The 24,111-nt window shown below is 58.4% G+C and carries 26 protein-coding genes and 2 pseudogenes; 13 read left to right on the top strand and 15 right to left on the bottom strand.

Annotated elements, in window-relative coordinates; all coding sequences use genetic code 11:
* Positions 1-2: 2 nt before the first annotated feature.
* On the bottom strand, positions 3-302 hold the full coding sequence (locus tag BD293_RS21235) for an ArsR/SmtB family transcription factor (RefSeq protein ID WP_142085742.1): 300 nt from the start codon (positions 300-302) through the stop codon (positions 3-5).
* 146 nt (positions 303-448) lie between these two features.
* Here BD293_RS21235 and BD293_RS21230 point away from each other — a divergent pair.
* A protein-coding gene (locus BD293_RS21230) for an IS630 family transposase (RefSeq protein WP_142079576.1) occupies positions 449-1,512 on the top strand; the annotation gives its coding sequence in 2 pieces (ribosomal slippage) (positions 449-934 and positions 937-1,512; 1,062 coding nt in all).
* A 555-nt stretch (positions 1,513-2,067) separates the two neighbouring features.
* On the opposite strand, the gene BD293_RS21225 is transcribed toward BD293_RS21230, so the two are convergent.
* From BD293_RS21225 to BD293_RS21215, 3 genes are all read right to left on the bottom strand, one after another.
* Complete coding sequence (locus BD293_RS21225) at positions 2,068-3,126, bottom strand: esterase/lipase family protein (RefSeq protein ID WP_142085740.1); 1,059 nt, start codon at positions 3,124-3,126, stop codon at positions 2,068-2,070.
* 313 nt (positions 3,127-3,439) lie between these two features.
* A complete protein-coding gene (locus BD293_RS21220; RefSeq protein WP_142085738.1) occupies positions 3,440-4,303 on the bottom strand; it encodes a T6SS immunity protein Tli4 family protein in 864 nt (287 codons plus the stop codon).
* 101 nt (positions 4,304-4,404) lie between these two features.
* The gene (locus BD293_RS21215) at positions 4,405-5,334 is read right to left on the bottom strand and encodes a DUF4123 domain-containing protein (RefSeq protein ID WP_170207285.1); all 930 of its coding nucleotides are present in this window, start codon (positions 5,332-5,334) and stop codon (positions 4,405-4,407) included.
* On the opposite strand from BD293_RS21215, the gene BD293_RS22870 reads away from it, so the two are divergent.
* The 6 genes from BD293_RS22870 to BD293_RS21190 all read left to right on the top strand — a co-directional run bounded on the left by BD293_RS22870 (position 5,329) and on the right by BD293_RS21190 (position 9,085).
* Positions 5,329-5,793 carry a hypothetical protein gene (locus BD293_RS22870; RefSeq protein WP_170207284.1) on the top strand — a complete coding sequence of 155 codons (465 nt, stop codon included), beginning with the start codon at positions 5,329-5,331 and terminating at the stop codon, positions 5,791-5,793. The genes BD293_RS21215 and BD293_RS22870 overlap by 6 nt on opposite strands.
* A gap of 474 nt (positions 5,794-6,267) precedes the next feature.
* Complete coding sequence (locus BD293_RS21210; RefSeq protein ID WP_142085370.1) at positions 6,268-6,579, top strand: H-NS histone family protein; 312 nt, start codon at positions 6,268-6,270, stop codon at positions 6,577-6,579.
* Positions 6,580-6,737: 158 nt separating this feature from the next.
* A complete protein-coding gene (locus tag BD293_RS21205; protein WP_142085734.1) occupies positions 6,738-7,364 on the top strand; it encodes a hypothetical protein in 627 nt (208 codons plus the stop codon).
* Between the two features lie 480 nt (positions 7,365-7,844).
* Complete coding sequence (locus tag BD293_RS21200) at positions 7,845-8,165, top strand: single-stranded DNA-binding protein (protein ID WP_142085732.1); 321 nt, start codon at positions 7,845-7,847, stop codon at positions 8,163-8,165.
* 52 nt (positions 8,166-8,217) lie between these two features.
* The gene (locus BD293_RS21195; RefSeq protein WP_142085730.1) at positions 8,218-8,568 is read left to right on the top strand and encodes a TSCPD domain-containing protein; all 351 of its coding nucleotides are present in this window, start codon (positions 8,218-8,220) and stop codon (positions 8,566-8,568) included.
* Between the two features lie 169 nt (positions 8,569-8,737).
* On the top strand, positions 8,738-9,085 hold the full coding sequence (locus BD293_RS21190; protein WP_142085728.1) for a hypothetical protein: 348 nt from the start codon (positions 8,738-8,740) through the stop codon (positions 9,083-9,085).
* Here the strand turns inward: BD293_RS21190 and BD293_RS21185 are convergent.
* Entirely contained in the window at positions 9,053-9,622 is a 570-nt protein-coding gene (locus BD293_RS21185; RefSeq protein ID WP_142085727.1) for a DUF6036 family nucleotidyltransferase, read from the bottom strand. The genes BD293_RS21190 and BD293_RS21185 overlap by 33 nt on opposite strands.
* Positions 9,615-10,007, bottom strand: a complete 393-nt coding sequence (locus tag BD293_RS21180; protein ID WP_142085726.1) for a hypothetical protein — start codon at positions 10,005-10,007, stop codon at positions 9,615-9,617. Before BD293_RS21180 ends, BD293_RS21185 begins: the two co-directional genes overlap by 8 nt.
* Before the next feature lie 49 nt (positions 10,008-10,056).
* Here BD293_RS21180 and BD293_RS21175 point away from each other — a divergent pair.
* A pseudogene (locus BD293_RS21175) lies at positions 10,057-10,236 on the top strand (IS5/IS1182 family transposase); the annotation flags it as partial.
* Between the two features lie 424 nt (positions 10,237-10,660).
* On the opposite strand, the gene BD293_RS22865 reads toward BD293_RS21175, so the two are convergent.
* The 7 genes from BD293_RS22865 to BD293_RS21145 form a co-directional block, all read right to left on the bottom strand.
* The gene (locus BD293_RS22865) at positions 10,661-10,825 is read right to left on the bottom strand and encodes a hypothetical protein (RefSeq protein WP_170207283.1); all 165 of its coding nucleotides are present in this window, start codon (positions 10,823-10,825) and stop codon (positions 10,661-10,663) included.
* Positions 10,826-11,232: 407 nt separating this feature from the next.
* The gene (locus BD293_RS21170; protein ID WP_142085725.1) at positions 11,233-11,703 is read right to left on the bottom strand and encodes a hypothetical protein; all 471 of its coding nucleotides are present in this window, start codon (positions 11,701-11,703) and stop codon (positions 11,233-11,235) included.
* Positions 11,704-11,802: 99 nt separating this feature from the next.
* Entirely contained in the window at positions 11,803-13,944 is a 2,142-nt protein-coding gene (locus BD293_RS21165) for a ParB/RepB/Spo0J family partition protein (RefSeq protein ID WP_142085723.1), read from the bottom strand.
* 168 nt (positions 13,945-14,112) lie between these two features.
* Positions 14,113-15,168, bottom strand: coding sequence for a plasmid replication protein RepC (gene repC / locus BD293_RS21160; protein WP_142085721.1), 1,056 nt, complete (start codon positions 15,166-15,168; stop codon positions 14,113-14,115).
* A 240-nt stretch (positions 15,169-15,408) separates the two neighbouring features.
* A complete protein-coding gene (gene repB, locus BD293_RS21155; RefSeq protein ID WP_246086435.1) occupies positions 15,409-16,377 on the bottom strand; it encodes a plasmid partitioning protein RepB in 969 nt (322 codons plus the stop codon).
* A complete protein-coding gene (gene repA / locus BD293_RS21150) occupies positions 16,377-17,576 on the bottom strand; it encodes a plasmid partitioning protein RepA (RefSeq protein ID WP_142085717.1) in 1,200 nt (399 codons plus the stop codon). Before repA ends, repB begins: the two co-directional genes overlap by 1 nt.
* A gap of 364 nt (positions 17,577-17,940) precedes the next feature.
* Positions 17,941-18,822 (bottom strand): recombinase family protein, encoded by an 882-nt coding sequence (locus BD293_RS21145; RefSeq protein WP_142085715.1) that lies wholly within the window; start codon positions 18,820-18,822, stop codon positions 17,941-17,943.
* A 193-nt stretch (positions 18,823-19,015) separates the two neighbouring features.
* Here BD293_RS21145 and BD293_RS21140 point away from each other — a divergent pair, with 193 nt between their 5' ends.
* The gene (locus BD293_RS21140; protein WP_142085713.1) at positions 19,016-19,291 is read left to right on the top strand and encodes a ribbon-helix-helix domain-containing protein; all 276 of its coding nucleotides are present in this window, start codon (positions 19,016-19,018) and stop codon (positions 19,289-19,291) included.
* The gene (locus BD293_RS21135) at positions 19,278-19,631 is read left to right on the top strand and encodes a type II toxin-antitoxin system RelE/ParE family toxin (RefSeq protein WP_142085711.1); all 354 of its coding nucleotides are present in this window, start codon (positions 19,278-19,280) and stop codon (positions 19,629-19,631) included. The genes BD293_RS21140 and BD293_RS21135 overlap by 14 nt, the downstream gene beginning before the upstream one ends.
* A gap of 9 nt (positions 19,632-19,640) precedes the next feature.
* On the opposite strand, the pseudogene BD293_RS23260 reads toward BD293_RS21135, so the two are convergent.
* Positions 19,641-19,781 (bottom strand): annotated as a pseudogene (locus tag BD293_RS23260) (integrase); the annotation flags it as partial.
* Positions 19,782-19,896: 115 nt separating this feature from the next.
* On the opposite strand from BD293_RS23260, the gene BD293_RS21125 reads away from it, so the two are divergent.
* Positions 19,897-20,970, top strand: coding sequence for a Fic family protein (locus BD293_RS21125; RefSeq protein WP_142085709.1), 1,074 nt, complete (start codon positions 19,897-19,899; stop codon positions 20,968-20,970).
* Between the two features lie 82 nt (positions 20,971-21,052).
* Here the strand turns inward: BD293_RS21125 and BD293_RS21120 are convergent, their stop codons facing one another.
* Positions 21,053-22,162, bottom strand: coding sequence for a tyrosine-type recombinase/integrase (locus tag BD293_RS21120; protein WP_142085707.1), 1,110 nt, complete (start codon positions 22,160-22,162; stop codon positions 21,053-21,055).
* A 253-nt stretch (positions 22,163-22,415) separates the two neighbouring features.
* Here BD293_RS21120 and BD293_RS21115 point away from each other — a divergent pair, with 253 nt between their 5' ends.
* A complete protein-coding gene (locus tag BD293_RS21115) occupies positions 22,416-23,405 on the top strand; it encodes an IS5 family transposase (RefSeq protein ID WP_142085705.1) in 990 nt (329 codons plus the stop codon).
* A gap of 135 nt (positions 23,406-23,540) precedes the next feature.
* Positions 23,541-24,092, top strand: coding sequence for a L,D-transpeptidase family protein (locus BD293_RS21110; RefSeq protein WP_142085703.1), 552 nt, complete (start codon positions 23,541-23,543; stop codon positions 24,090-24,092).
* Positions 24,093-24,111: the final 19 nt, after the last annotated feature.

Genomic DNA, 24,111 nt, shown 5'->3' with positions numbered 1-24,111 from the left:
GGCTACATCTCCTCTGCCAGCGTTTTCAACACCGCCGCGATGGCCTCTTCGTTCCGGCTGTAAAAGGTCCATTGGCCATGTCGTTCGGACGTAACGAGGCCCGCATCCTTGAGCAGACGCATGTAAGTCGACACTGTCGATTGCGAAAGATTCGCCTTCTCCTGAATGTAGCCGACGCAGACACCTGTCAGGTTGGCGTGTTCCGGCAGGGCTGGCGGGAAATTGGAACGGTCCTTGAGCCACGCAAGGATCTGGCGGCGGACCGGGTTGTTGAGGGCTGAGAGGGTTTTGCCGATATCCATACATCGCAATATTGCGAAATATGGATGTCGGGTCAAGCTACCTAATACCAAGTCTCGCGAAATCTGACTCTTCTGAGGGTTTTGGGATTCCCAAATCTATGAAGATCTGACTCAATGGCGTCAGATTTTCTGGGGAGGGCCTCTCTATGGGCGCAGCGCTCGCGTTACGGACAGACTACGACGGCATGAAGTTGAGAGAACTTGCGCGAAAGACAAAGGATGCCAACCAAGCCCGCAGGCTTTTGGCGCTGGCGGAGATCTATGATGGCGGTCGGCGCAGCGATGCTGCTCGGATTGGTGGTGTTGGCCTACAAATTGTCCGTGACTGGGTGGAGCGGTTTAATGCCCGCGGGCCTGACGGCTTGATCAACGGCAAAGCTCCTGGTCAGCAGTCTAAGCTTAACGATGAGCAGCGCAGGGCGCTTGCTGCAATTGTTGAGAGCGGTCCGACCTTATCGGTCCATGGGGTCGTCCGCTGGCGCCTGAGTGATCTGAGGAAATGGATTGCAGACACATTTGGGATTTCACTTCACGAGACGTCGATAAGCCGGGAACTCAGGGCGCTTGGTTATGTCAAACTCACAGCACGCCCGCGCCATCACGCGCAAGATACAGCCGCACTGGAGGACTTTAAAAAAAAGGGTTTGCAGCCGCAGTAGCAAAGCTCCGCGCACGGCTCCTGCAAGGCACTGTGATCGAAGTCTGGTTCCAAGATGAAGCGCGTGTCGGCCAGAAAAACAAGATCACGCGCCGATGGGCGAAGCGCGGTACGCGACCTTCCGCCCCACATGATCAGCGCACGAGTTCAAGCTACATCTTTGGAGCGATTTGCCCAGCCCTCGGGAAAGCTGCAGGTCTTGTGCTGCCAGCGTGCAATACCGAAGCGATGGCCCTGCATCTTGCTGAAATCTCCCAAACTGTCGCACCCAAAGCACATGGGGCTGTGCTCGTGGATCAAGCCGCATGGCACATGACTGACAAGCTGGTCATTCCGGACAACATCACCATCATCCCGATCCCCGCAAAATGCCCAGAACTCAATCCAGTCGAAAACATCTGGCAATTCATGCGAGACAACTGGCTATCAAACCTCATCTTCGAAACCTATGAAGACATCGTAGATCATTGCTGCAAGGCTTGGAACAAATTGGTCAGCATGCCCGACACAATCACCTCCATTGGAACCCGCGACTGGGCTCAAGAGTTCTGATCAATGCTGATTGGTATAACATCAGTTTCAGAGATGCAGACGTTCGCGGCCTGGCAGAATTTTGGTGCCTTTGGGGCTCGAAATGGCCTGTCAGCCTGAACCATAAGGTCCGTTCGGCACTGGAAGGGGCCAGATCGACATGCTCGGCCCTTTGCAGCCGGTCGGCACGGGCAGCATGCTGCGCTGCCGCGTCGCCGAACCGGCCATTCGTGCTCGCAGCGGGTCCTCGCCGGGCAGCTCCTCTGATCGTGGCCAAACCGGCCGGCTTGGCGCAGCGCGGCCCTGCAGGGGCATCCTTCACCAACAGGATAGACCGAAACCACAATCATACCGTGACCGATCTATTACCAGCGCGCGAGTATGGCGTTGACCTGTGGATTGGCAGGACCCGCCGCTGCAACAATTTCGGCATGGACACGCGCCTGTTGTGAAGCATCAAAGCTTTGTCATGGGGCGACCTTGAACCGCGGTCACCACGCCGCCTGTCATCCGGCCTCAATATGAGATTAGACGAGCTGTTGGGCAGCCATTGCGATCACTGCTTCAATTCGCCCGCTATGCCACCGCCTCTTTCACCATATCGACCAACCAATCACGGGTAAGTTCGCGCGCATCACGGGAGTCATATGCTTTCTGATGGTCAAAGCCATCCGTCACCGCAACTGACATTTCGGGCACATGCAGCCCGGAGCCTGCCTGGACAGTGCCATCGCCCTGCGCCCTTGGTCCGTCCATCTGAAGGGTCCGGCCAAACGTCGCCGGACCTGTCGGATTGCCGGGGTTGCTGCCGCGCAGATTGACCCGCCCGGAGGAGAAGGTGGCAACCGGATTGACCGGATATGCCCCCGCGAAACGTTCCATTGGCCGCCACGCGACATGATCGCGCGTATCGCGGCCCGTGCCATAGAACATCCGTGTATTTGGGTGAAACCCGCTGCCTTCCAATTCGGCATGAAAGTTCCTGGCTATGTTGACCTGGCGTCGATAGGCCCGCCACGCGGCCTCGGCATCCCCGTCGGGATCAAGCAAGGTTTGATCCACAAGCCGGTACCAGTCCGTCGCATTCAAATAGATTTCCTCGTAAGGATCAGCACGGGGCAAGGCCCACAGCTCGTTGCCCATCCCATCAAGCGCCCGAAGCCACGGGCGGCGTCCCGGAACGTCCTGATAAACACGGTTCGGCGCCAGTTCCAGCGGCCCGGGCATATTTGCTGCCGTTGCCGTCACCTCCGCTTGATTGCGGCCCAGAACGGACCTTGTCGCCCCTTCAAACCCCCCGCGAATGCGTTTGTAAAGCTCCGGCGACCCATTGGTGGGCATCGCACCATGGATCACGCCATGAACGTCGCCGGCGTTGCCCAGGATCTGCGTATAGGCCCGTGAGACCAAGCCCCCCATGGAATGCGTGACCAGGATAGGCTTCATGGCCTGACGGTTCAGGCGGGCGGCTTCGGCCCTTGCGGCGCTTTCGGCCTCTGCTACTACCTCGCCCAGGCCTGCGGCAGACATACGGTTGGAATTCGTCCAATTGTAAGGATAGGCCCAGACCACGAACTGGATCCTGACCATGCAACCGTCAATCTTCGTGACCTCATTACGCGAAAGCCAATTCATGAACGGCTGATAGGTTCCCAGCATCCCGCCCCAGCCCCGGTCGGCCTTCCACCCCGCACTATTGTGGTCAACCTCCAGGTAATCGGATGAAAATGATGCGCGCGGCTCACCGACGAGAAGTTCTCTTTTCGCCGCAGCCCTCGATGTCGCTAACTCGAACGCATTCTTGGCCTGATCCCAGGACCCTGACCCTGGGTCCCAGACAACGTCACCGTCACTTGCTCTCTTGAGTCGGCTTCCCATGATGCCCGGGATGAAAACGATTGGGCAAATCACATTAATCGGGCAAGATTGTGTCGCGCTACCGGTCATCTTATTGCCTCGTGCGCAGGCTGGTCAAAACCAGGTCCCACAGGGCGCGCGACATTTCCACATCATAGGGCGGGGCATCGGCGCTTGCAGCGTTCTTGAACAAGGTAGCAGAGATCTTGACAAAGGGCTCGCCCCGGCGGCCAGCTTTCCCGGCAAAGGCAAGAAATTTCAGGACCTCCCGGTTATCGTACCCCGTTTCGCCACGGGTCACGATCTGAACCTCATACCCACGATGACCTGCGATCTGCCGCCGCTTGGCGCGCAGGGAGCGGGTTCCAGCCGGGTCCGCGATATCCGATGGCGCGGACGTCCCTTCGTAAATGGAGAGGCGCAGGCCATAGCCGGTCAGGGCCGGGTCGTGGATAAAGGCGCTCACCCCTTGCGTAGGCAGCACATCAGGGTATCGTCCGCCGTCAAAACAAAAACCGGGACCATCGCCCACACGCAGACCCGCGGCCACATCCATAAGATTTGTCAGGTCCCGGGACTCACGCGCGTCCAGAACTACGCCGGATATCTTGAAGAGCTGTCCATTTATCAATCGATAGGCTTCAACATCATAGCCACCGAGAGTCATACCCGGCACGTCAAAATCGACATCCACTGCGAGAATCCGGACATCCGCACTGTCGCGCCACCACCGCAGGCGAATTGTCTCTCCCGCAAGATCGGTGATCCCGTTCTGAAGCGCACGGCGGCGCGCGTCGACGGTCGCCTCAAATGCCTCCCGGTCCATCCGTCCAAGCGGCTCCACTGCAAAGCCGTTGAGCCGCGCGGAATTAATACGGATGTCAAAGGTTGCGGGAATGTCGAGATCATAGCGCCCGGCACAGACCGTTTTGGATTCAACAAAGTAATCTTGCAAAGACCTGCTCCATATATTTGCAACTAATACACCAATCAAGACAACAGCGCCAAGGCCAACAATGCCCAGCCTGATCCACATGGACCTGTGAACCTCTGACATTACATCCAATCCTTGTTTTCTAGCAGCCAAAGACGAACGCCAATACCACGTGAGGGGTCGGCCAGCATCTGCTGCAAGGATTGCGGCCAAGGGTTGCCCTGTAAGAGGCCTTTGTCAATCAAAAGACGCATCGCGGTAAGGCGTTGGTCCGATTGGCCAAACCCGATTTCAATCAACCAGAACCGGAGGCTTTTCATCATTTCATAGCGATCTTCGGCTGTCATATGCCCCAAGGCTTCGCCAGAAAGAGCAGCCTTGATTTCTCCTAACTCATTCAGCCTGTCTATTTCTGCGTTCAATGCGGACTGCAGGTGGCGATCAAGAACAGGCGCGCGCACCTCGGGTTTGAAATCCTTGCTGTATCGAAGAGACAAGAAGGCATCGCGGCAATCAACCTTCGGAACCAGCAATATAAGTTTTGCTAAAAAACCAACGGCTATCGGATGCTTACCTAAACCTTCATCCGAAAGAACAGCCGCCCAAACACTTTTCTCCCAGAACCTGAAATAAAACCACTTGCCGTCTTCATCCTGCACGCGGGTAAACTTCCGCAGGTGCTTGCGCAGGGCGTCAAACCCTGCGCGCGAGCGGATGAAGATGCCCAGTTCCTTGTCCCACAGCCCGCCAACCCCGTCTGGCCCGGTAAACAGGCGGCGGGTGAAGTCGTGGCCGTCCTTCAGTTCCACAAGGTAAGGCGCGTGTTCCCCCAGTTCTTCCTGCGCCGCGCCCTGAAACAGCGACTGATAGCGCAGGCCGGAGCTGTCCAGCAGGCTGGTCAGCAGATAGGGCATCTTGGCCGCGTCCAGAACGGCATAGGTGACCAGAGGCGGCGGGGCGTCGCTCAAAGCCGCCCGCTCGGCCTCGCTCGGCTCGGGCTGGCCGAACAGCGCGTCATGCAGGGCATCGGGGACGGATTTCTTCGGATGCACCCCAAACTGCGCATCCAGCGGAGTAATGGGGCCGATCTCTTCGACATGCAGCCAGTCCTGAGCTTCATCCTGTGGCGCGTTGACCCCACCCAGCGGTGTCATTGGTCCAAGGGCAACGTGACGACCCTCATGCACCAAACGTGCAAGCGCTGCCCCGCCTGCGGAAGGATGTCGGGCAACCCATGGGCCTGCAGGCAACACATCCTCGGCCCAGTCCAGCCGATAACCCTGCGCCGCCAGCGCAGCACCAACCAGCGCCTCAAACTCGGGGCGATCCGCGCAAAAGGCAGCGGCTATAAGCTGAGACGGGGCATCCCCACCGCTGACATGGCAAAAGCCAAGAAAGGCAGTCATCCCAAACCCCATACACACAATGGCAAGATTTTTGCGGTGCTCGGCACAGGAAGTCAAGCGGTTGCAACAATAACGCCTGTGACGCCAGAGGTGGGGGTAGGTTGAAAGTACATGTAAAAAGTTCACACTCGGTCGATAGTGCTGTTGCTCGAACAGTGCTTGATCACGTACCGCTGTGTCGCAGACAGGGCTGCACCCCGGTTTTGAACCTGTTTTTTATGGGCAATCGGCTGATATTTGAAACACCTGCCTCAGGGAGGAGTGTCAGGCGCGCAATCGAGTTTTCTGAAAGGCGAATGACCACCCATGGGCTCGATGTGCAAAGGCGCGGTGGGGCATGCTGGGTCCATTCCGGCTCCTCGATGAAGGGCCGCTTTGGCCGCACGCGGTGAGCGCGCTGCCGCACCTGCATCGGTCCGCTTACCGCCCATTGGGCCTATCACTGGCTGGCACCTGACACGCTCAGCGCGGCCGACATTGGTTGCTTTCGACCCGAGCATTCAGACGCCCGCAATAGCGGGTTTCTTTTTGCGTCTCCGTTTGGCATAGACTGAACTATCATTTGTCAGGGAGGCCCCAATGGATTTGCACGCGATGTCGCTTGAGGAGCTGAAAAAATACCAGAAAGATATTCAGAAGGCGGTAGAGAGCTTCGAGGCGCGCCAACTCGCCGAGGCCCGCGCCAAGCTGGAAGGCTATGCCCGTGAAATGGGCGTGAAGCTCGAGGACGTAATGGCCATTTCGGGGAAGGCAAAGAGCAAAACCCAAGGATCGCCGAAATACCGCCATCCGGAAAATCCCGCCCTCACCTGGACGGGCCGAGGCCGCAAACCAGACTGGTTCAAAGAGGCCCTCGAGGCAGGAATGAACGAAGACGCCCTGAAAATTTGACGCGACTTGTAGAGCGTTGATTAGACCGCCGGGGCGCCCTTACGCATCCGAGTGCCATCGGGCCGATGACGGCCCTGCATGAACATGCTGGCGCTGAAGTTCCGACAGAATCTCGCACAGCACGGCGTGAAGCTCGACCATCCGTCGGTCAGAACGCGATGGATCAACTTCTGCAAAGGGGCAAAGCCAATCCCATGCTGACGAAACCTTCGCTTTGCGACCCTATTCTGTTTGAGCCAAACATCGCACGCTTCCGTGCGGCTGATCCTCTGGATGATGTGTATGTCCAGATCATCCTGGCCCCCGACACTTACTACCCCTGTGTGTTTTGCTATCGCGGCGTCATATCATTCCCCAATATGGCAAACATTGATACCGTGCGGGGGCTGCACCCAAAGCTCGCGCCACTTGCTGATCTTCTTCAATCTCCACGTCGGGGATGGAAAACCGCCGCCTTCGACGAAATCATATCCTTGCTCTGTATGTCACAGATCAGCATCATGCCCGATTTTGTCGAACCTCACCGCCTATGCGGCAAGGAGCTTCTGGCAATTCTATCCATGGCCTTTGAAGATGCGGAGAGACAAGATCGGCCCGTGCTCGATTACCTGCCTGCGCTGCAATTCGGGGGCGGCATCGCGAAGTATCTTGTCTCTCAAAACAAAAATGATCTGCGCGAAGCCGCGCGACACCTTCCGAACATCCAACCCTGCGATGAAGACTTGCTGTGCCGCATTTCCGTTTGTCTGCAACGTTTTGGGCTTGCCCCCACCATGGTGGAATAAATGCGCATCTCTCCCAACTCAGGCTCTCTGATCTGGCCTTGTCAGCGAAGCTCAGCCCCCAAGAAAACGCCATGCACTATCGCCATGTTGCGCAAGCCTTGGAATAGCGCCGCGCGTGTGGACAACCCTGACCGGCCCCGAAGTCGCGATCCGGCTGCCCTCGTTACGATAGCCTGCCAGCATTCCCGTTTTCTGTCCAATGTGTGCTGCGCACTCCGCTTCAGCCGCGTGAGATTGTGTGATCAGCGCCGTGATTTTTTGCCAAGCCAAAGACTGGTAATGCGCAGGAACAGCCTTCCCCTCGCGGTTTCAACAACGGTTCTTTAGCTTTACTGGCTCTTCGCAACCCGTCACGGACAAGCCATTCCCTGCAAATGAAAAAACGGCTTCTCCCTTCGGCAGACACTCTGTTTTTTCATTTGCTTGCATCACCAGCACGCATCCCCGTTCAACATCGAAACCTCAAGTAAGGAGAAGACCATGAAAACCTTTGCAGAATTTCAGATCATTGGCCGCGTTGGCAAGGTCACGGAAGCAGGCTCGACGCTCAAAGTCTCGGTCGTAGCCGATTACGGCAAGCGCGCCGAAGACGGCTCTTGGGACAGCAAGCCTTTCTGGAATACCGTCACCATCTTCAACGAAAAGACGGTCAATTGGATCAAGGACAACATCGAGGTGGGTGATCTCGTTCACACGCGCGGCACGATCCGCGAGACTTCTTACGAAAAAGATGGCGCAACCGTGTATGGCGTCACTCTCGCAGGCGATGAGTTCAGCCGCCTGGCGGTGAAAGACCAGTGAGCAAAGGGGCGGCTTGAGCCGCCCCTGCGCCCTTCCACACAAGGACATTCCCATGGACGATTACCGCGATCAGCCCGAACCGCGTTATGACATACCGACGCGCCGTCTAACAGAAACGCGCAAGATCACGACTGCTGACGGCCATACCGTGTATCTCTCGCTTGGATATGATCCCCGCGATTCAAACCGCCCTCGCGAAATCTTCTATTCTGCTGGTTTCAAATCAGGCTCGCAGCTTGAGTTCATGGTGCAGGATGCCTGTGTTCTCATATCACTGCTCTTGCAGCATGGTCATATGCCCGCTGACATCGCCAAGTCCCTGTCCCGCGTTGAGCAGCCTGATACCAGCTTCGCGCACGGCAGCATTGTCGGTTTGATCACTGAAGAGCTGTTGTCGAAATAGCCCGGGAAAAGGCAGGCAAGCCTCATTATGAACTGTCCCACTTGGTGCAGCATGTGTCGGGTGACGCGAAGGGCGGAGAGCTGACTTTCGGACGTGCAGCACTGCATTCTCAGCAATCTGAGATAGCAGCCGTTCGGGCGCGTCGCAGCGATAATTGGGCTTTCACAGGATGATTTTGGCCACCAGGAAGGTCATCGACAAATACGGAGAGACCTTTGAAATTCTGGCGGCGGCTGAGGAGCTTACGATGACGAATGATGACTTCAGCGATCCCACCCACGCTGAGGCGATCCGTCTCTGCGAACAGATGCTCGATCGCGACCGTCCGGTCATTGCAGCAGCTCTGAAGGGCGTGATCACCGGTGACGTCTTTCGAGGCGTTGATGGATCCTGGTGCACGAAGGGGGAGGGCCCACATAGCCGCGAGTTGAGCAGGCTGCTGCCGAAGATCGAGAAAGAGATGGACGATCTCGAGAGGTGGTGGTCAAACTTCCGCCAGGGACGACAGGAAGGCTAATGCGGATTTTCGCGTTGCATCATCTATCTCCGTTGCGGCCAAACGATCCGCAACTGTTTCGATGTCCAATGGCCGGAATCGATGCCGCTCCTGGATATAGGCGATATCCTTCTCATCGAGGCGGGCCAGCTTCGAGACGACGAGATCCTCGGGGGAGGGGGCGATTGCGGTCACTGTGGCACCATCCAGCTGAACAGCGAGGTGGATGACGCGATCCTGCCATCCTGGCGGCAGAGTGGCAGTGTTGGCGTCTACACCGTCGATGTAGAAGCCATGGGCCTCGTGAAACATCGATCCCCAACCGAAAAGCGCGTTGATCTCTTCCGAAGCCTCATCGCCAGGGTGGTCCTGCTCCCATCCTAGCCAGTTGATCGGGTAAGCATCAATCTCACCGGAGGTCCGCATTAATACGGGAGCGTCAGGCCATTCGAGAAGGACAGACTGGCTGCCGATGATCACGACAGCGTCAGTGCGAAAAAGAGTCGCGAGCGCGCGAACAGCGCGCTCGAGATCTTCGATCGTGCGGACTTCACTCACCGTAGACCGGTGTCCGCATCTTCGGGGTCTTTCCCTTCTTCGCGATCTTCCAGACTCTCTTGCGGATCGTCGGATCCTTGAGGTCAGCAACGGAGAAGAAGGGAGAGCTGACGCGGAGGCGGGTCATTTGGGACGACCGGGACGTGATCATCTTACGGACCTCTTCCGGCGTACGATCCAGGATCTCCAGCCACTCCTGGCTGCTGCTCAAGGAGCGAGGGCCTGTCGACAGCGTACGCTTGACCGTCTCGATCAGCTCGGGCTGCTGCGAGATACGACGAGCCACCAGGCGATGCATCAAAAGCTTCGCCCGGTCGTTCACCATCTCAGTGTTAACCTTCTGGTAGGTCACAGCAGGCCCTTTCAGCACAAGAATACCCAGCACAGTTAAGCATTTCCTTGGGTTTCAGGCAAGACCCCAGCGGATCAGATAGAGGTGGTCCGGATATCACGTCCGAAGTCGCGCCGAAGCTAAGACGCGCTGCCTGAAATCCTTCGGCGAGCGCATCACCGCGAGAGACCCTGGCCGCCAGACCGCCAACATCCACATCCGCGTTGCCCTTACGCACAGCTTTAATGCCCTCGGCACCGCCGAGATCGACCGCGTGACCTGAACCTGAAGGGGGAAGGGGAAGTCACCCCTCAAGCCGCCATTCTGCAACAACACCCCAGGGCTGTTAGGATATCGCTGTGCTATGCCCTTACGGCCGCTTTGACGAATGCTGCCGCGCAGCAGGGTGACAGGCCGTACGGCAGGTATGGGCCGGGCACGTCGTCGGCCCAGCAGGGCATGGGCGGATCGCGCATCCCTGCTCGAGTCGCTGCAACAAGCCGCGCGCGATCAGATCGACCGGCCGCTTTTGGCGCGCAGCCGAAACGGCGCGCTCTGTTTTGTTGACGTGCGGCGGTCAAGTCGGCGTATGGATCGCAGGCCAATCACATTGGCCCCTTATGTCGCGCCCGCGTTTTGGCGCGGGACGGCGATGGGCCCGGGGGCGCCATGCGCCATGCCCGGGGCTTTCGCAAAACCCGTGGGAATTACTCCCACGGGTTGATCTCTTCCACGAGAGCGACCTCGTCGCCGTCGATGTCATCGGCGGGGACCGCGCCATAGGTGCCATCCCCTGCTTGGAAGACGACGATCGAGACCATCAGCGTGGCGGCGAGGGAAGTGGCGAAGGCGTATGCATCTTTGCGGGACATTTTTTTGGCTCCTGTCTTTGGAGGCGAGGGACCATCCCCCGCACGACAGGACCCCGCAGGGCCAAAGACTGGCTGACATCACCGGGTGCGTTCGGCCCCCCTCTTCAAACGGGGCCGAATCCACCCGGCGGCACGGGCATGCCCGTAGTCCGACCCCTTGCGGGTTGATCTCGATGCCAGAATTTGGGCCAAGGAAGGGCATGGCGAGCGGGGGATGGTGCCTTGACGGCAGGAGCCTTTTGTCCCGAAGATGCATGGGTTTTCGCCAGCCTTGCTGACCTGATATGGTTGCGGATGTCTTCCTTGGGGATGGCGCCTCGGGCGCGCGTTTGCCTGTGAGCCGTTGCGACAGGTTATCTTGTGGGAGAGGCCCGCACCTGCGGACCCCCCCCCGTTTTTCGAACGTCTCAGGCGGCGCGATCCACGCCCCCTGCCCCATCGCTGTCCTCGCCGACAATCTCGAGGCGGGCATTGCTGTAGCCTTCCTTGGCGATCCACAGATCGGCTGCGGTGACAGATTGCGCCAGATGCAGCAGTTCCGTGTTGCCACCGAAATCCAGGAGCACGCGCACCTGCCCCGGCTTGGGCTCCTCGGCCACTTCGAATGTAAGCTGGCTCTCAGCCGAATGGCTGCGCATGATGGTGACAAGGATCACCCCGTCCGAGGCGAAATTCCCCTCATGCAGTGTGAAACTCGCCGGCGCAGTCCAGGTCGCGTAGACGCGGGGCGGTTCTTTCTTGACCAGACGTCCGACACCGTTGGAGCGCTCCCAGGCCGCGAGCTTGCGCGTGAAGCGCGCAGGTGGTTTGGGGGTGTGGTCGGTATAGCGGATCAGCGCCCCCAGGGGGGCTGTGTTGAGAATGGTTGTTGCAGACATGGTTCCTCATCCCGGATGCGAGCATTGCACCGCATCCTGTTAATGTTGTTACGATAAAGGGAAGTGAGGGCGGGTTTCCCCGCCCTCGGGTGGCTTTGCCTATTCGGCAGCCATCATGGCCTCGGCAGCAGGCGGCAGATCATCGGTCAGGAAAGCCGGAAGGTCAGCATCACTGACATTTTCCAAGGCTTCAGAGCCACTATCGGCCCCCTGCCCTTCCACACGATCCTCGCCGTCCAGTGCTGCCAGATCAGCGCGGCGCAGGGCCTCGGGCAACCAGCCGGAGCCTTTGAGCAGCCGCTCGGCCTCGGTCGCCATTTCGCCCTTCTTGAGGTGATCCAGAAGCTGGGCTGTCCCCTCCCCTTTCGCCTCGCGCACGGCTTCCAGAATGCGCGCCTTGGGCACACGGTTGAGATAGGTGTCGAACGTGGGCTCCCAGCCTGCCACGACCATGTCGAGATCGACAGCCTGGGCCAGCCGATCGGCCTGCGCTATGCGCCGGGTCAGGCCAGAGGCCGAAATGCCCGCGCCATACGGATTGACCTTTTCATGGAGGGCATTGACGCCGAAGCTGAGGCAATGTGCCAGCAGCAACAGGCGGCTGCCCTGGTCGAGCACAGTCAGATAGTCCCAGAGGACAGCGTCATCGCCAAGGGGCAGATCCGCTTCCCAGGCCGCATGTCGGTCATCGACAGCGATGGCCACGGCACTGTCTTTCAGATCCGGCGCCTGCGCAGGCAAGTAGACCTGCCGGACCGAGGCCTCAAGACAACCGCCCGACGCCGCCCCCGCGCTGTGGAACGTGTCACCCACCAGCTTCATCAAGAGCAGCGTGAGTGCAACATCGGGAGACCGGCCAAGGGCCTCGCGCAAAGCCAAGGTGCGATGTGCAGTCAATTCCTGAACCAGCCGCTCGGGCAAAGGCTTCAGGGCACCATCATCCTCGTCCTCCGGCAGACCAGCCCCGAGCGGATGCCCGCCCGATGTGATGATGGTCCCGACATGGGCATTGGCATCACTGTCAACGTGACCCAAGGCTGAAAGCCCGACATCACCCCCCTGCCCCATCTGCACAGCTCCAGCCTCGCTGCCATCCTGGACCGCGGTCTCTGCGCGCGGCTCATCCTCTGGGCGGACATAGCCACGGTAAACTGACAGCTGCCCCGAACGGTCAAGGGTCACAAAGGCCCCTGCCCGCGTGACCTCGTCCGGATCGAAAATCAGCGGCCGCGCCTCGATGGCTTCCATGGCTTGCTCGAGTTCCCCCAGCCTGGCATCAACCTCTTCGGGGATTTCATCCTGACCGGCATACTCACCCTCAAGCGCGCGATACTCAGCCAGCAGCGCAGCATGGGACGTGCCCTCCTCATCGCTCAGTGGCGCCGGATCACCGGACAACCGCCGCAGGCCGTGGCTGTAACCGTAGGGCAAGTCGAGCGCGACCTCGATCCACTTCCAGCCCTCGGAAGAAATCGCTTCGGCCTCAGCCTGCAGCCGATCCGCGACAAGACGATCGAGCAGCGCGACATCTTCAAGCCAGCCGCCATCATCGCCCTGAAACAGATCGCGCAGAACCGTGCCGCCTGCGGCTTCATAAGCCTCAGCCCCGACAAACACGGCACGCCGATCCGTGGCGCGGACCGAGGTTTCCGTCAGCATCCGCCGGATCTGAAACGGCTCTTTGTTCCACGAGGATGAGATCACATCCCAGACCTGCATCTGGCGGGCGTGATCGGGATTGACGGTAAAGGCCATGAGCTGCTCGAGGGTCATGCCATCTTCGGCATAGACATCCAGAAGGGCAGGGGCCACAGAGGCCAGCTTCAGCCGCTGCTTCACCACTTGCGGCGTGACAAAGAAGGCCGCGGCAATCGCTTCATCACCTTGCCCCTTCTCGCGCAGCATGACAAAGGCGCGGAACTGGTCGAGCGGATGAACAGCGACGCGCTGCATATTCTCGGCCAGTGAATCATCTTCCGCCAGAATGTCAGACCCAGCCTCGCGCAGGATGCAGGGAATGGGCGCTGTCCTGGCCAGGCGCTTCTGCTTCACCAGCAAAGCCAGCGCCTGAAACCGCCGACCGCCTGCGGGGATTTCATACATGCCGGTCTCAGTGCCATCGTCATTCAGCACCGCCCGCACGCTCAAGCCCTGCAGCAATCCGCGCCGCGCGATATCCTCGGCCAGTTCCTCGACAGACACACCGGCCTTGATGCGCCGCACATTGGACTGGCTCAGCATGAGCTTGTCGAAGGGGATGTCCTTGGATGCGGACAGGGTAATTTCTGAGCGGATTTCGCCATCAGTTCATCTCCACAACGGGCGCCGGAAGCCACTCTCCCGATCTCACTTCCCGTCAAACCCTCCACAGCCCTTCTCTTCCTCTCAGCATGTCCACCGCGGTGGACGTCATGCACATGCAGTCTCCACACGAGAAAGCCTTTCCAGCAGAAGGGTTGGATTAAAGCTACTTTCCCTGCGACCTAGCGTAATACTGTGGAAGTACGCTCCAAAGTCTTTGATACGGTTGCCGAGCTGAAGGATTATGAAGATTGCGCAAGAAGCTTTCTCTGGGCCTATCGTCCTAGCGGCTCTTTCGAATGTGGTTGTGTGGATACCCATCATCGGAGCCAGTGTTCGGGCGTGGTTCTCGACGTCGGACCAGGTTCTAAGTGAGGTGGTGGTAAACGACAGGGCTTGGTCACAAATTGTCGTCAAGATTTGCAGTGTTGTTGCTGCGCGGTCGTTTGTAAGTTCTAAATCTTTTTGTTCTTTTTCAGACTTAGAATGGTGCCGGACATTTTGCCCGTCATTGGCGGGCAATTGCAGTGTATCTGGTGCGTCCACCGCGGTGGACATGTCTTCACAATGGCCAGCGATCCCATCCAGCAGCGCGTGATACTCGGCGATCGAGATTTTCCGCCGCAGCACGCGACGCACTTCACGCGCGAATGCGTTCTCTGGGTCAACTTCTTCGAGCTGATCGAGTTTGGTCAGGATTTGCTTTCGCAAGAATATCCGGTCACGGCGGGCGTTCTCCATCTCCTGCGCTGCGGCAAGCAACTCCTTCGCGCGCTCTAGCAGCGGACTGAGTGATATTCCGTAGCTGATCGTAAGCCCATCTGATGACTTAACCCGGTACCGTTTGCGATTCGGGCTGTCGTGGCGTTTCATGAAGCCGAGTTCTACAAAGCGATCAATATGTCTACGCAGTGTCCGCTCATCCACCCCGCCAATGCGGCGGCAGATCTCGGTGTTGGACGCGAATACCGTATCACCATGCCCCGGCCTGAGAAAGCTGAGCATCGCCTGAAGTGTCTGGACATGCCCGGGCCGGAGCCCGAAAAGGCTGCGCGTGTCCCTGAGTGCGCGGAAGATTACCCAGATGTCGGTTTCAGGGGTGGAAGCAGCAGCAGTGCCTATGCCTGCCTCTGCGGATTGGATGGAAAGTTTTGTGAATGCCATGTTTGCTGCACAAAGACCGTTACGGCCCACAACTTCCCCGGCTCTTCCCGCGACTTTATGCAAGAAAAGGCAATAAAAAGTCATCCACCGAATCGGTGACTCTTGACCGGTATGACGGAGGTTGCTACATCATAGGTGCTAATCAGATGATGAGGGCTCTCCGGGGGAAACCTTGGGGGGCTCTTTTCTTTCTGGTCTTCGCCTTTCTCCTCTGCTCGTGGTTATGGTTGTGTCCGGGGATCAGGACCCCGAACCTCTCTCATCCTGCCACTGTTCAAAAAGCTGCCGCAGCGTGGATTCTGCGCGCTCTTCGAGCCAGTTGCCGAATTCCGGGTTGTCCTTGCGAATGATCTTGATGGCGATTGACTTGCCGTCGACCGAAAGGTGGCCGACAGGGCGACCGCTCTCGTCCTTGACTGCTGTCGTTTTTCGGCCGCCGCTCATATTCGATGCGCGGCGCGTCTTGCTGGAACACGCTGCGTAGACAGCCTGAAACTTGTCAGCGCTCGATGTGGCTTCGGGAAGGCCGTTCAGTGTCTCGCGCGCAATGTCGAAAACGGGCACCTTCGATGAAAGTGTAGCCAGATTACTCCATTGCCGCCGACCGACGCCATGAGCTGGACCGATAAGTCGCACAAGTTCTTCGGGAAGCTGCTCGATGACAACGCGATGGTTCGATACACCCTGCCGCGTTAGTCCCAAGGCGTCCTGTATCACGCCGGGCTTGTATCCCGCTTCCTGCATCTCTTTGATGAACAGAGATTTCTCGATGAATGAAGGGTCTAGGCGCAGGTTGTTTTCCTGGCCTTGGGCAATGAGCGAAGCATCGTCATCGAGCGTTCGAACGATTGCCTTGACTGTGCCACCAGTTTTGCGAATTGCCGCAAGCCTGCGACGACCGTAGACAATACGGTATCGATCAGGTTGATCCGACGGGCGGACCATGATCGGCACCTGCTGACCATGCTTGAGAATGCTCTCGGCAAGTTCATCGATGCTTTCATCTTCCAGGATCAGGCGGTCGCGAAGACCATCCATGTCGATCCGGTCGGGCTCTATGTCTCGGATGGAGTTGGCCGTGATCTCCCGCAGAGAATCCCGCAACCCGCCAACTGAGCCGGGCAGCTTCGTGGACTTAACCGGGGCAGGCGAGGGGGCGGCTGGCTGGTCGGCATTTTTCGGCGGCTGGTTGAAGATATTTCTGCCCATCAGCGACGCCCCCATGCCATTTGGATTGTTTGTTCAAGCTCATCAGCAACGCTGTTCACGCTGGTCAAAGCCCGATCAATCGTCTTCCGAATAAGCTGGCCTGGATCTACCTCGTAGATAGTTTGCTGCGTCATGCCCGCGTCAGATATGGCTGTCGATTTCAGCATCGGCTCAGTCATGACTTGGCCTGCGAGGATCGAACGTAGGTACGCAGCCATTTGCGTCTGTGGACCGTCCGATGGCTCGTAGCGTGTGATCAGGAACTTCACGAAGTCCCAAGTAACTTGCCGTCCGATCGCCTCTTCGACGGCTTTGACCGTTTCCGAAGCAAGTTTGAGAAATTGGCTCATTGACGCGATGTCAAGCATGCCGGGAACGACCGTTACCAGCAGGCCAGTCGACGCTGCCAATGCCGTCAATGTCAGGAAGCCCAACTGGGGAGGGCAATCGATTAACACGATGTCGTAGTCGGAATCGACCTCTTCCAAGGCCAAAGCGAGACGTTCCGCGAAAATCGGCTGAACACGACGCGCGAGAGCGTTCGCTGTCTCGGTCTCGTATTCGGATAACATCAAGCCGGCCGGGGCCATGTCGAGCTTATGGAAGTATGTCTTCTGGATTACCTCCGAGAGTGGCACCTGACCCTCGTATCTTAAGGCGTCATAGATCGTGCCGCCGTCGGCAAATTCAAGCTCAGGCCGGAAACCGAAAAAGGTTGTCAAACTGGCCTGAGGGTCGAGATCCAGCACGAGCACACGGTAACCGCGGAGGGCATAGCGGTGTGCCAGGTGAATCGTCGCAGTTGTCTTCGAGCTGCCGCCCTTGAAATTTACGACCGATATGACCTGAAGGCGGTCGCCTTGTCGGCGACCGGGTCGATATGCGTCAGCGTTTTTGCCTGTCCGCGCCAAAATGTTGCGAAGTTCTTCGACTTCCTCGGCCGTGTAGAACCTGTGACCGCGACCGTCAGTATGAACTTCAGGGAAGCTGCCGTCCTTGTGGCGATTCCGCAGGTTGGACGTGCTAACACGCAGGAGCTCGGCAACTTCAGTGGAGCTGAATCGGCGCAACGTTTTGCGTTCTTCAGGCTCGTAGGCAACCTTCATCTGCCGATCAAGCGACTCGGCCAGGCTGTCCGCGAACGCTCCTATGTCTGATGAGCCTATTCCTTGCGTGTAGCCTGTGTTTCTATCATCCATACACTGCCGCCTCTTCTGGCCTTTGCTAAGGCTCTCTATCGTTCTGACGGTCGAAGCTGCGTCTGACGCGTTTTGCCGTCAGTACGGAAATGCCACGAACGTCCGGCTCCGGCAAGAAGAATCTAAATGTAGTGTAAAAGTTATCCACACCACCAATGGTCGAACATGTAGTAACCTCTTGATAAAATATTGATTATAAATAATATTTTATGCGCCAAGCCCGGCTTGTTGGCCTCACTAGATTTTGCTCATTTGAACAAACCCTGGTCCTTGATTGGCCATTTCACTGAAAAAAAGCCGTGTGTGGCGGTGATTCTGAGAGTTGATGGTTGGACGGGACAGATCGGTTTCGGGCCATAGGCACCTACAAGAGTCCCAGCCGCGCGGCCCGCTCCAGCAACATTTTCACTGATGATGGTTGCCAGCTTGTCCGCCCACGTGGTGTGCGCTCGCGCATCGCTTCCAGCCGGGTGCAGATGGCCTGAAGCGTAATGTCGGGATCGGCGCCCTTGATTCCCGCGACGATGGCGGGCAGGCGGTCATCTCGCGCACGCGGGCCCGCGCGATCAAGCACGGTCGCAGGGAGGAACCCATCGCGGATATAGGCGTTCACGGCGCGCAGCAGACGGCTTTGCGTCCAGCGCCGGGTCTCGGGCAAGGGGCCATTGATGATGCGCACCACGTCTTCCCAAGCCAGATCGGGGCGCAGCCGACGCACATGGGGCACCCAGTCCTGCGCGGTTTCGTTCAGGCGTTCCATGTAGCCGTCCTGTCGTGCAAGCCGCACCTTGCGCATCGCTGCCGGATCCCGCGCGCGCAGGCCAGGGTTCCCACCTACACGCCCGTTTGTTCGCGCGCTGGCGAGGCCGGCCTTGGTGCGTTCCCGGATCAGCGCGCGTTCAAATTCCGCCGCTGCGCCCAGCACCTGAAGCGTGAACTTTCCCTGCGGCGATGCGGTGTCGATCGGGTCCTGAATGGACCGGAAGAACGCGCCCTTGGCTTCCAGCCGTTCAATCACCTCCAGCAAATGCGATAGCGACCGCGCCAGCCGGTCGATGCGCACCACCACCAGCGTGTCGTCCTTGCCAACGCGTTCCAGTACCCGCGCCAGTACCGGCCGTGCACGATCACCGCCAGAAGCCTGTTCTTCATGGATCTCGGCGCAGCCGGCGGATTTCAGGGCCTGCGATTGGGGCAGGGGGGTCTGATCCTCAGTAGATACACGCGCGTAGCCTATCAGGGGCATCAAAACCTGCCTTTTGCAGTTACGGATACGACTAATAAACGACCCATTGCGCCCGTGTGGAAGGCTCCCCTATTCCTCCGAACGCCTTATCATGCAGACGTCAATGAAATGGGACTGTTCAAACGCCATCGGGCGATCCTGAACTTGAATTTGGTGCTACTAGGTGCTACCCTTTGAGGAAAGGAGCCTTGGCATGACCGTAAAACCTTCGATTTCCCTGACAGACCCGCAAGCGCGCTTTGCCCGAACCCTCGTAGAGTCGGGGCAGTATTCCAGCGTCAGTTCCGTGCTACAGCAGGGTCTGGAACTGCTTCGGCAAAAGAATGAGGCTGAAGAGTTAGAACTGGCTGCGTTGCGGCAACTCGTGGACCGACGCATGTCCGGGTCGATAATCTCTGCCGGTGAAATGGATGCCCAGATCGAGCAAATGATTGCCCGTAAACAAAAGTCGGGCAATGTGGGAGCTTGAATTTTCGGCGGAAGCGGAATGGGACTTCGAGCTGATTTTCGATCATCTCGCGCGGTCATATGTCGACTTGGGCGAAGGTCCGGATGTGGCGCTCAACCGGGCAGCTGCGCGGGTCCGAGGTATCCGGTCTTCAATAGATACGCTGGCGAAGTCGCCCTTCATCGGAACGCTACGTCCTGACATCAGGGCAAATCTTCGTTTCGTTCGACTTGAGAAGACGGCGATCTGGTTTCTGCCAGACCAAGATCGGGCCTGTGTTGTCGTGATCGCGGTTTTCTTCGGGGCGCAGGATCATATTCGCCACATGCTGGCGCGCTTGCTTTCGGGTCCGACAGAGTAGGGCAGGGGGCTACAGTCCCGCCGCCTTTGTCAAATTCACGCGGAACCTGTCGCGCCTGCGCTGATAGCGGCGGGTCATCTCGGCGCTGGCATGGCCCAGTTGTTTCTGGACATAGCGTTCATCGATCTCGGCGCTGCCGGCCAGACCTGCGCCCGATCTCGCGCCAGGCGGTCTTGCGCAGAACTGGATCAGATGATGAGAATAGCGTCGTTAATCCTATCATAAAGCGCTAGATTATGAGGGGAATAGTTGGCATATTCCCCTCATGGATATTTGGCAAACACCCTCCTGGCCCAACTTTCGACATGATGCAGCGGCGACCGAAGGCCCGCTGGCAGATTTCTCAGCACGTCTCGGGTCCATCAAAGGGTTGCAGATGGCTTTGAGCGCGGAAGAGCGGCGCGAAACCTTTATGCGGGCCGTAACCAACGAAGCTGTAGCCAGTTTCGCAATCGAGGGGGCGATCCTTCGCACAGAGGATATCGAAGCATCCGTCGTAGCGTCACTGGCCCATCGGGGCGGCGAGCCCCAACGACGTACAGACGCCATTGCAACTTTGATGCTGGAAGCCAGAGAAGGGCAGGGGGCTTTATCCGAGGATCGCTTGTTCCACTGGCACCAACTTTTGTTTCACGGTGTCGATCTGGAAGATAAAGGACGGTGGCGGAGCTTCCCGATCGTGATCGTGCGTGGTGCGAATGTCGGCAAGGAAGAGGTTCTTTACTCAGCACCACCGCATGACCGCGTGCCAGCTATGATGCAAGAATTTTTGACCAACCTGCAAACTGACCGTCGTCCGGTGCCTGTCCGTGCGGCCCTCGCTCACCTTTGGTTTGAGTCGATTCACCCTTTCAGCGACGGGAATGGGCGGATTGGCCGGGCCCTTATTGAATATATCTTTGCGCAAGACGCTGCCTTGCCGTTTTCTCTGTCGCGCCAGATTGAGTCTGATAAACGAGGTTACTACCGGGCACTTCAGGCTGGGCGAATGGTGTCTGGGGATCATATTGACGCAACTCCATTCGTCTTGTGGTTCCTCGAGCGCCTGACGGCCGGGATCGTTGAGGCAGAGGCAGAGGCCAGGTTCTTGGTTATGCGCAACGCATATTTCATGCGCTTTTCCAACCTTTCACAGCGGGGTGAGAAGGTGTTGCGCCGCCTCTTTGCTGAAGGACCTCGGCGTGTATCCGAGGGTATCAGCGCGGGTCCATATTCGAAGATAGCAGGCGTCTCTCTTGCCACTGCAACACGCGACCTGGCTGAACTGGAAGCAGTCGGAGCAGTTTTCAAAGGGGCCGAAGGCGGCAGATCAACGCGGTATCTTCTGAGTGTTTCTTGAAACCCGGCTCCTGATCAAGAAATGTCTCGACCTGTTTCCATGTGGCAGATAGCGTCCGCATGTCGGACCCGAAGGCAAATAGTCACAACCCCGCCGCTTTGGTGAGATTGACGCGGAACCTGTCACGCCTGCGCTGATAGCGGCGGGTCATCTCTGCACTGGCATGTCCAAGCTGCTTCTGGACATAGCGCTCATCGACTTCGGCGCTACTGGCCAGACCCGCGCGCAAGGAATGGCCGGAATAGAGCTTCACGCGCTCCGCATCGGGCAGGTCGGGCCGCAGGCCCGCCTTGATCACGCAAGCCTTGATTAGCCGCGCGATGTGCTTGTCGTTCAGACGAGTCTCGCGCGCGCGTTTGCCATCGCGGGTGACGCCGGTGAATATGGGCCCAAAGCTGATGCGTCCGTAATGCAGCCATTGTTCCAGCGCATGAACAGGGCAGGTCTGGTCGGATGACCCGCGCCCGATTTCAACCTCGCGCCAGCCGGTCTTGCCGCGCAGGGTGATCAGCGCGCCGCCGTCAAGGATGTCGATCCAGCCGCCAGAGTCCATCGTGTCATCCTTGTGCCGGTCCAGGCTGACGATTTCTGATCGCCGCAACCCACCGGTAAAGCCGATCAGCAGGATGGCGCGGTCGCGAAGCCCGCGCAGGTCATGGGGCAGGGTGGCCACCATGGCGCGAATATCGTCTGCGAGGATCGCTTCTTTCTGCACGGGTGGGCGCGCATGTTTGCGCCGAATACCGGCCAGCACAGTGGCGATATGGCGATCCTTGCGATCAAGCTGCAGCCCGCGCTGCGCATAGCCCCAACCCAAGCCAGACAAGCGGCGCTCGATGGAGGCAACCGATAGGGCAGGGGGCTTGGTTGGACCGTGGCCCTGTGGTGCGGCCAGATCAGCGATATAAAGGCCCACAAGTTCCGGCGACGGGGGCAGGGGGTCCGCCCCGCGCATCCGGCACCAGCGCGCAAAATGCGCCCAGTCCTTGGCATAGGCGGATCGTGTATTGTCGGACGCCGCAGCGCTTGCATAGTCCCGCGCGGTCTCCACAAGGCGATCGAGCGGGCCAGAGCCCGCAACATGCGCGGGCAGGGCAATGCCATCACTTTTTTCTTGCGCGCTCTCGTCGACCTGAGTACTTTCAACCGTGTCCATGGACGCTGAGATCGATTTCTCGTGTTCTTCCGACATACTTTCCCCGAAAAACCGCTGATTTTGAGACTGTGCTGCAGCATGCCCTATAGTGTCCGATAATGCAATCTTACTGGACATAGAGGAGCGCTGCAAGATACGGCGCTTATTGCTCTTATAGCTGGCATTATCCGCCGCGAGGTGCTATCCTAAATCATGACACGCGCCTTGCAATCCGACCCCGACGGCGTTGTTGCATGGACCCTATGGTTTCTGTTAGGAGGCCGTTTCCCTGATCGATTGGATAGCGTTGATGCCGCATAAATTCAATGATGGCCGCCGGCACAAGTTCGAGAAGAAGCGGTACCGCATTACGAACTGGGCTGGCTATAACGAAAGCCTGCGCCGGCGGGGCGATGTAACAATTTGGCTAAGCCCCGAGGTTGAAGCTGCATGGCGTGCAGAGCGCCGCAAGACACGGGGTGGCCAGCCAGTTTATTCTGACCTGTCTATTGTGACCTGCCTGACACTTGGCATCGTTTACAACCAGCCGCTGCGCCAGACCGAAGGGTTTGTAGGCAGCCTGGTGAAGCTGATGGGGCTGGATTTGCTGGTGCCCGACTACTCGACCCTGTCACGTCGCGGGGCCGGTTTGATCTTGCCAATGAAAGCGCGCGCGTCGACGGATGGCCCTATCCACTTGGTGGTAGATAGCACGGGCCTGAAGATCTTTGGCGAAGGCGAGTGGCTGGAAAACAAGCACAAAACAAAGGCCAAACGCAAATCCTGGCGCAAGCTGCATCTTGGGCTGGACCTTGTCACCGGCGAGATTGCCTGCACGGATTTGACCACCGACAGTGTGGGTGATCCCACCGCCTTGCCAGAGCTTCTGGATCAGATTGACGGGGACGTGACCCGCTTCATCGCCGACGGCGCCTATGACGGCGCCTATGACGGCGACCCGACCAGCGACTTGCTCGTGAAGCTGTTTGGGGTTGATGTCGAGATCACTATTCCGCCTCCCAAGACTGCGGTTCTCAGCGCCGAGGCTGTGGGCAATCCAACGCTGCGCGACCAGCGCATTGCCGCAATACGCACAGGCGGGCGTATGGCCTGGCAGGTGAGCAGCGGATACAATCAGCGCAGCCGCGGTGAAACACAAATGGGGCGCTGGAAGATGGTCATCGGCCCCAAACTGAAAGCGCGCAGCTTTCCCAACCAGAAAACTGAAGCCAAGATCGGCACCCACATTCTGAACAAGATGACCGAACTTGGCCGTGCCAAGTTCGAGGTCGTCGCTTGACCAAATGAGCGGGTAAGGGCAAACTCAAACCATCGTAGGTCCGTGCAACAAGGCCCCAACGGTAGGCCACTTGGCCGATATCGGTTACGATGCGGCCATGTCCCAGACTAGCCGGCTACACAGGAAAGGATTCGGATGACACGGCACCCATGGGCCTTGATGGCCCTGCTCTTGCTGCTATTGCCGTTTGTTACTGTCGCCTACACGCAGGTGATGATGCGCGTTGGCTCTGGCGTGCCCCCGAAAATGGCAGATGCTTCGCAGCAGGCCGATCTGGTTCGTGTCTACAAGGAAGAACGACGGCTGGAACTGTGGCGTGACGATCAGTTGCTTCGCAGCTATGCTATTTCTCTGGGCCGCGCACCCGAAGGGCATAAGCATTTCGAAGGCGATCAGCGCACACCCGAAGGCTGGTACACGCTTGACTGGCGCAATGCCCGTTCAATTGCCCATCTAAGCCTGCATATATCATACCCCAACGACGCCGACCGCGCCCATGCTAAGGCTCACGGGCGCGACCCAGGCGGGCTTATCATGATTCACGGGATCATTAACGGCTGGGGGTTTCTTGGCGGCCTGCACCGCTTATACGATTGGACAGATGGCTGCATTGCAGTGACCAATGCCGAGATGCGCGAGATTTGGTCACTTGTTCCCAATGGGACGCCCATTCATATTCAAGGCTGACGACCCGTGCAGGCGACGA

Source organism: Roseinatronobacter monicus (assembly GCF_006716865.1).
GTDB lineage: Bacteria > Pseudomonadota > Alphaproteobacteria > Rhodobacterales > Rhodobacteraceae > Roseinatronobacter > Roseinatronobacter monicus.
The sequence above is the reverse complement of the archived record's forward strand: the minus strand, read 5'-3'. Positions and strand labels throughout refer to the sequence as shown.

What these genes read in the sequence shown, in the direction of transcription:
- BD293_RS21235 (WP_142085742.1), bottom strand. Translation starts at nt 302, where the DNA reads ATGGATATCGGCAAAACCCTCTCAGCCCTCAACAACCCGGTCCGCCGC.
- BD293_RS21225 (WP_142085740.1), bottom strand. Translation starts at nt 3,126, where the DNA reads ATGAATTGGCTTTCGCGTAATGAGGTCACGAAGATTGACGGTTGCATG.
- BD293_RS22870 (WP_170207284.1), top strand. Translation starts at nt 5,329, where the DNA reads ATGCACCCCAAACTGCGCATCCAGCGGAGTAATGGGGCCGATCTCTTC.
- BD293_RS21210 (WP_142085370.1), top strand. Translation starts at nt 6,268, where the DNA reads ATGGATTTGCACGCGATGTCGCTTGAGGAGCTGAAAAAATACCAGAAA.
- BD293_RS21205 (WP_142085734.1), top strand. Translation starts at nt 6,738, where the DNA reads ATGGATCAACTTCTGCAAAGGGGCAAAGCCAATCCCATGCTGACGAAA.
- BD293_RS21200 (WP_142085732.1), top strand. Translation starts at nt 7,845, where the DNA reads ATGAAAACCTTTGCAGAATTTCAGATCATTGGCCGCGTTGGCAAGGTC.
- BD293_RS21195 (WP_142085730.1), top strand. Translation starts at nt 8,218, where the DNA reads ATGGACGATTACCGCGATCAGCCCGAACCGCGTTATGACATACCGACG.
- BD293_RS21190 (WP_142085728.1), top strand. Translation starts at nt 8,738, where the DNA reads ATGATTTTGGCCACCAGGAAGGTCATCGACAAATACGGAGAGACCTTT.
- BD293_RS22865 (WP_170207283.1), bottom strand. Translation starts at nt 10,825, where the DNA reads ATGTCCCGCAAAGATGCATACGCCTTCGCCACTTCCCTCGCCGCCACG.
- BD293_RS21170 (WP_142085725.1), bottom strand. Translation starts at nt 11,703, where the DNA reads ATGTCTGCAACAACCATTCTCAACACAGCCCCCCTGGGGGCGCTGATC.
- BD293_RS21165 (WP_142085723.1), bottom strand. Translation starts at nt 13,944, where the DNA reads ATGCTGAGCCAGTCCAATGTGCGGCGCATCAAGGCCGGTGTGTCTGTC.
- repC (WP_142085721.1), bottom strand. Translation starts at nt 15,168, where the DNA reads ATGGCATTCACAAAACTTTCCATCCAATCCGCAGAGGCAGGCATAGGC.
- repB (WP_246086435.1), bottom strand. Translation starts at nt 16,377, where the DNA reads ATGGGCAGAAATATCTTCAACCAGCCGCCGAAAAATGCCGACCAGCCA.
- repA (WP_142085717.1), bottom strand. Translation starts at nt 17,576, where the DNA reads ATGGATGATAGAAACACAGGCTACACGCAAGGAATAGGCTCATCAGAC.
- BD293_RS21145 (WP_142085715.1), bottom strand. Translation starts at nt 18,822, where the DNA reads ATGCCCCTGATAGGCTACGCGCGTGTATCTACTGAGGATCAGACCCCC.
- BD293_RS21140 (WP_142085713.1), top strand. Translation starts at nt 19,016, where the DNA reads ATGACCGTAAAACCTTCGATTTCCCTGACAGACCCGCAAGCGCGCTTT.
- BD293_RS21135 (WP_142085711.1), top strand. Translation starts at nt 19,278, where the DNA reads ATGTGGGAGCTTGAATTTTCGGCGGAAGCGGAATGGGACTTCGAGCTG.
- BD293_RS21125 (WP_142085709.1), top strand. Translation starts at nt 19,897, where the DNA reads ATGGATATTTGGCAAACACCCTCCTGGCCCAACTTTCGACATGATGCA.
- BD293_RS21120 (WP_142085707.1), bottom strand. Translation starts at nt 22,162, where the DNA reads ATGTCGGAAGAACACGAGAAATCGATCTCAGCGTCCATGGACACGGTT.
- BD293_RS21115 (WP_142085705.1), top strand. Translation starts at nt 22,416, where the DNA reads ATGCCGCATAAATTCAATGATGGCCGCCGGCACAAGTTCGAGAAGAAG.
- BD293_RS21110 (WP_142085703.1), top strand. Translation starts at nt 23,541, where the DNA reads ATGACACGGCACCCATGGGCCTTGATGGCCCTGCTCTTGCTGCTATTG.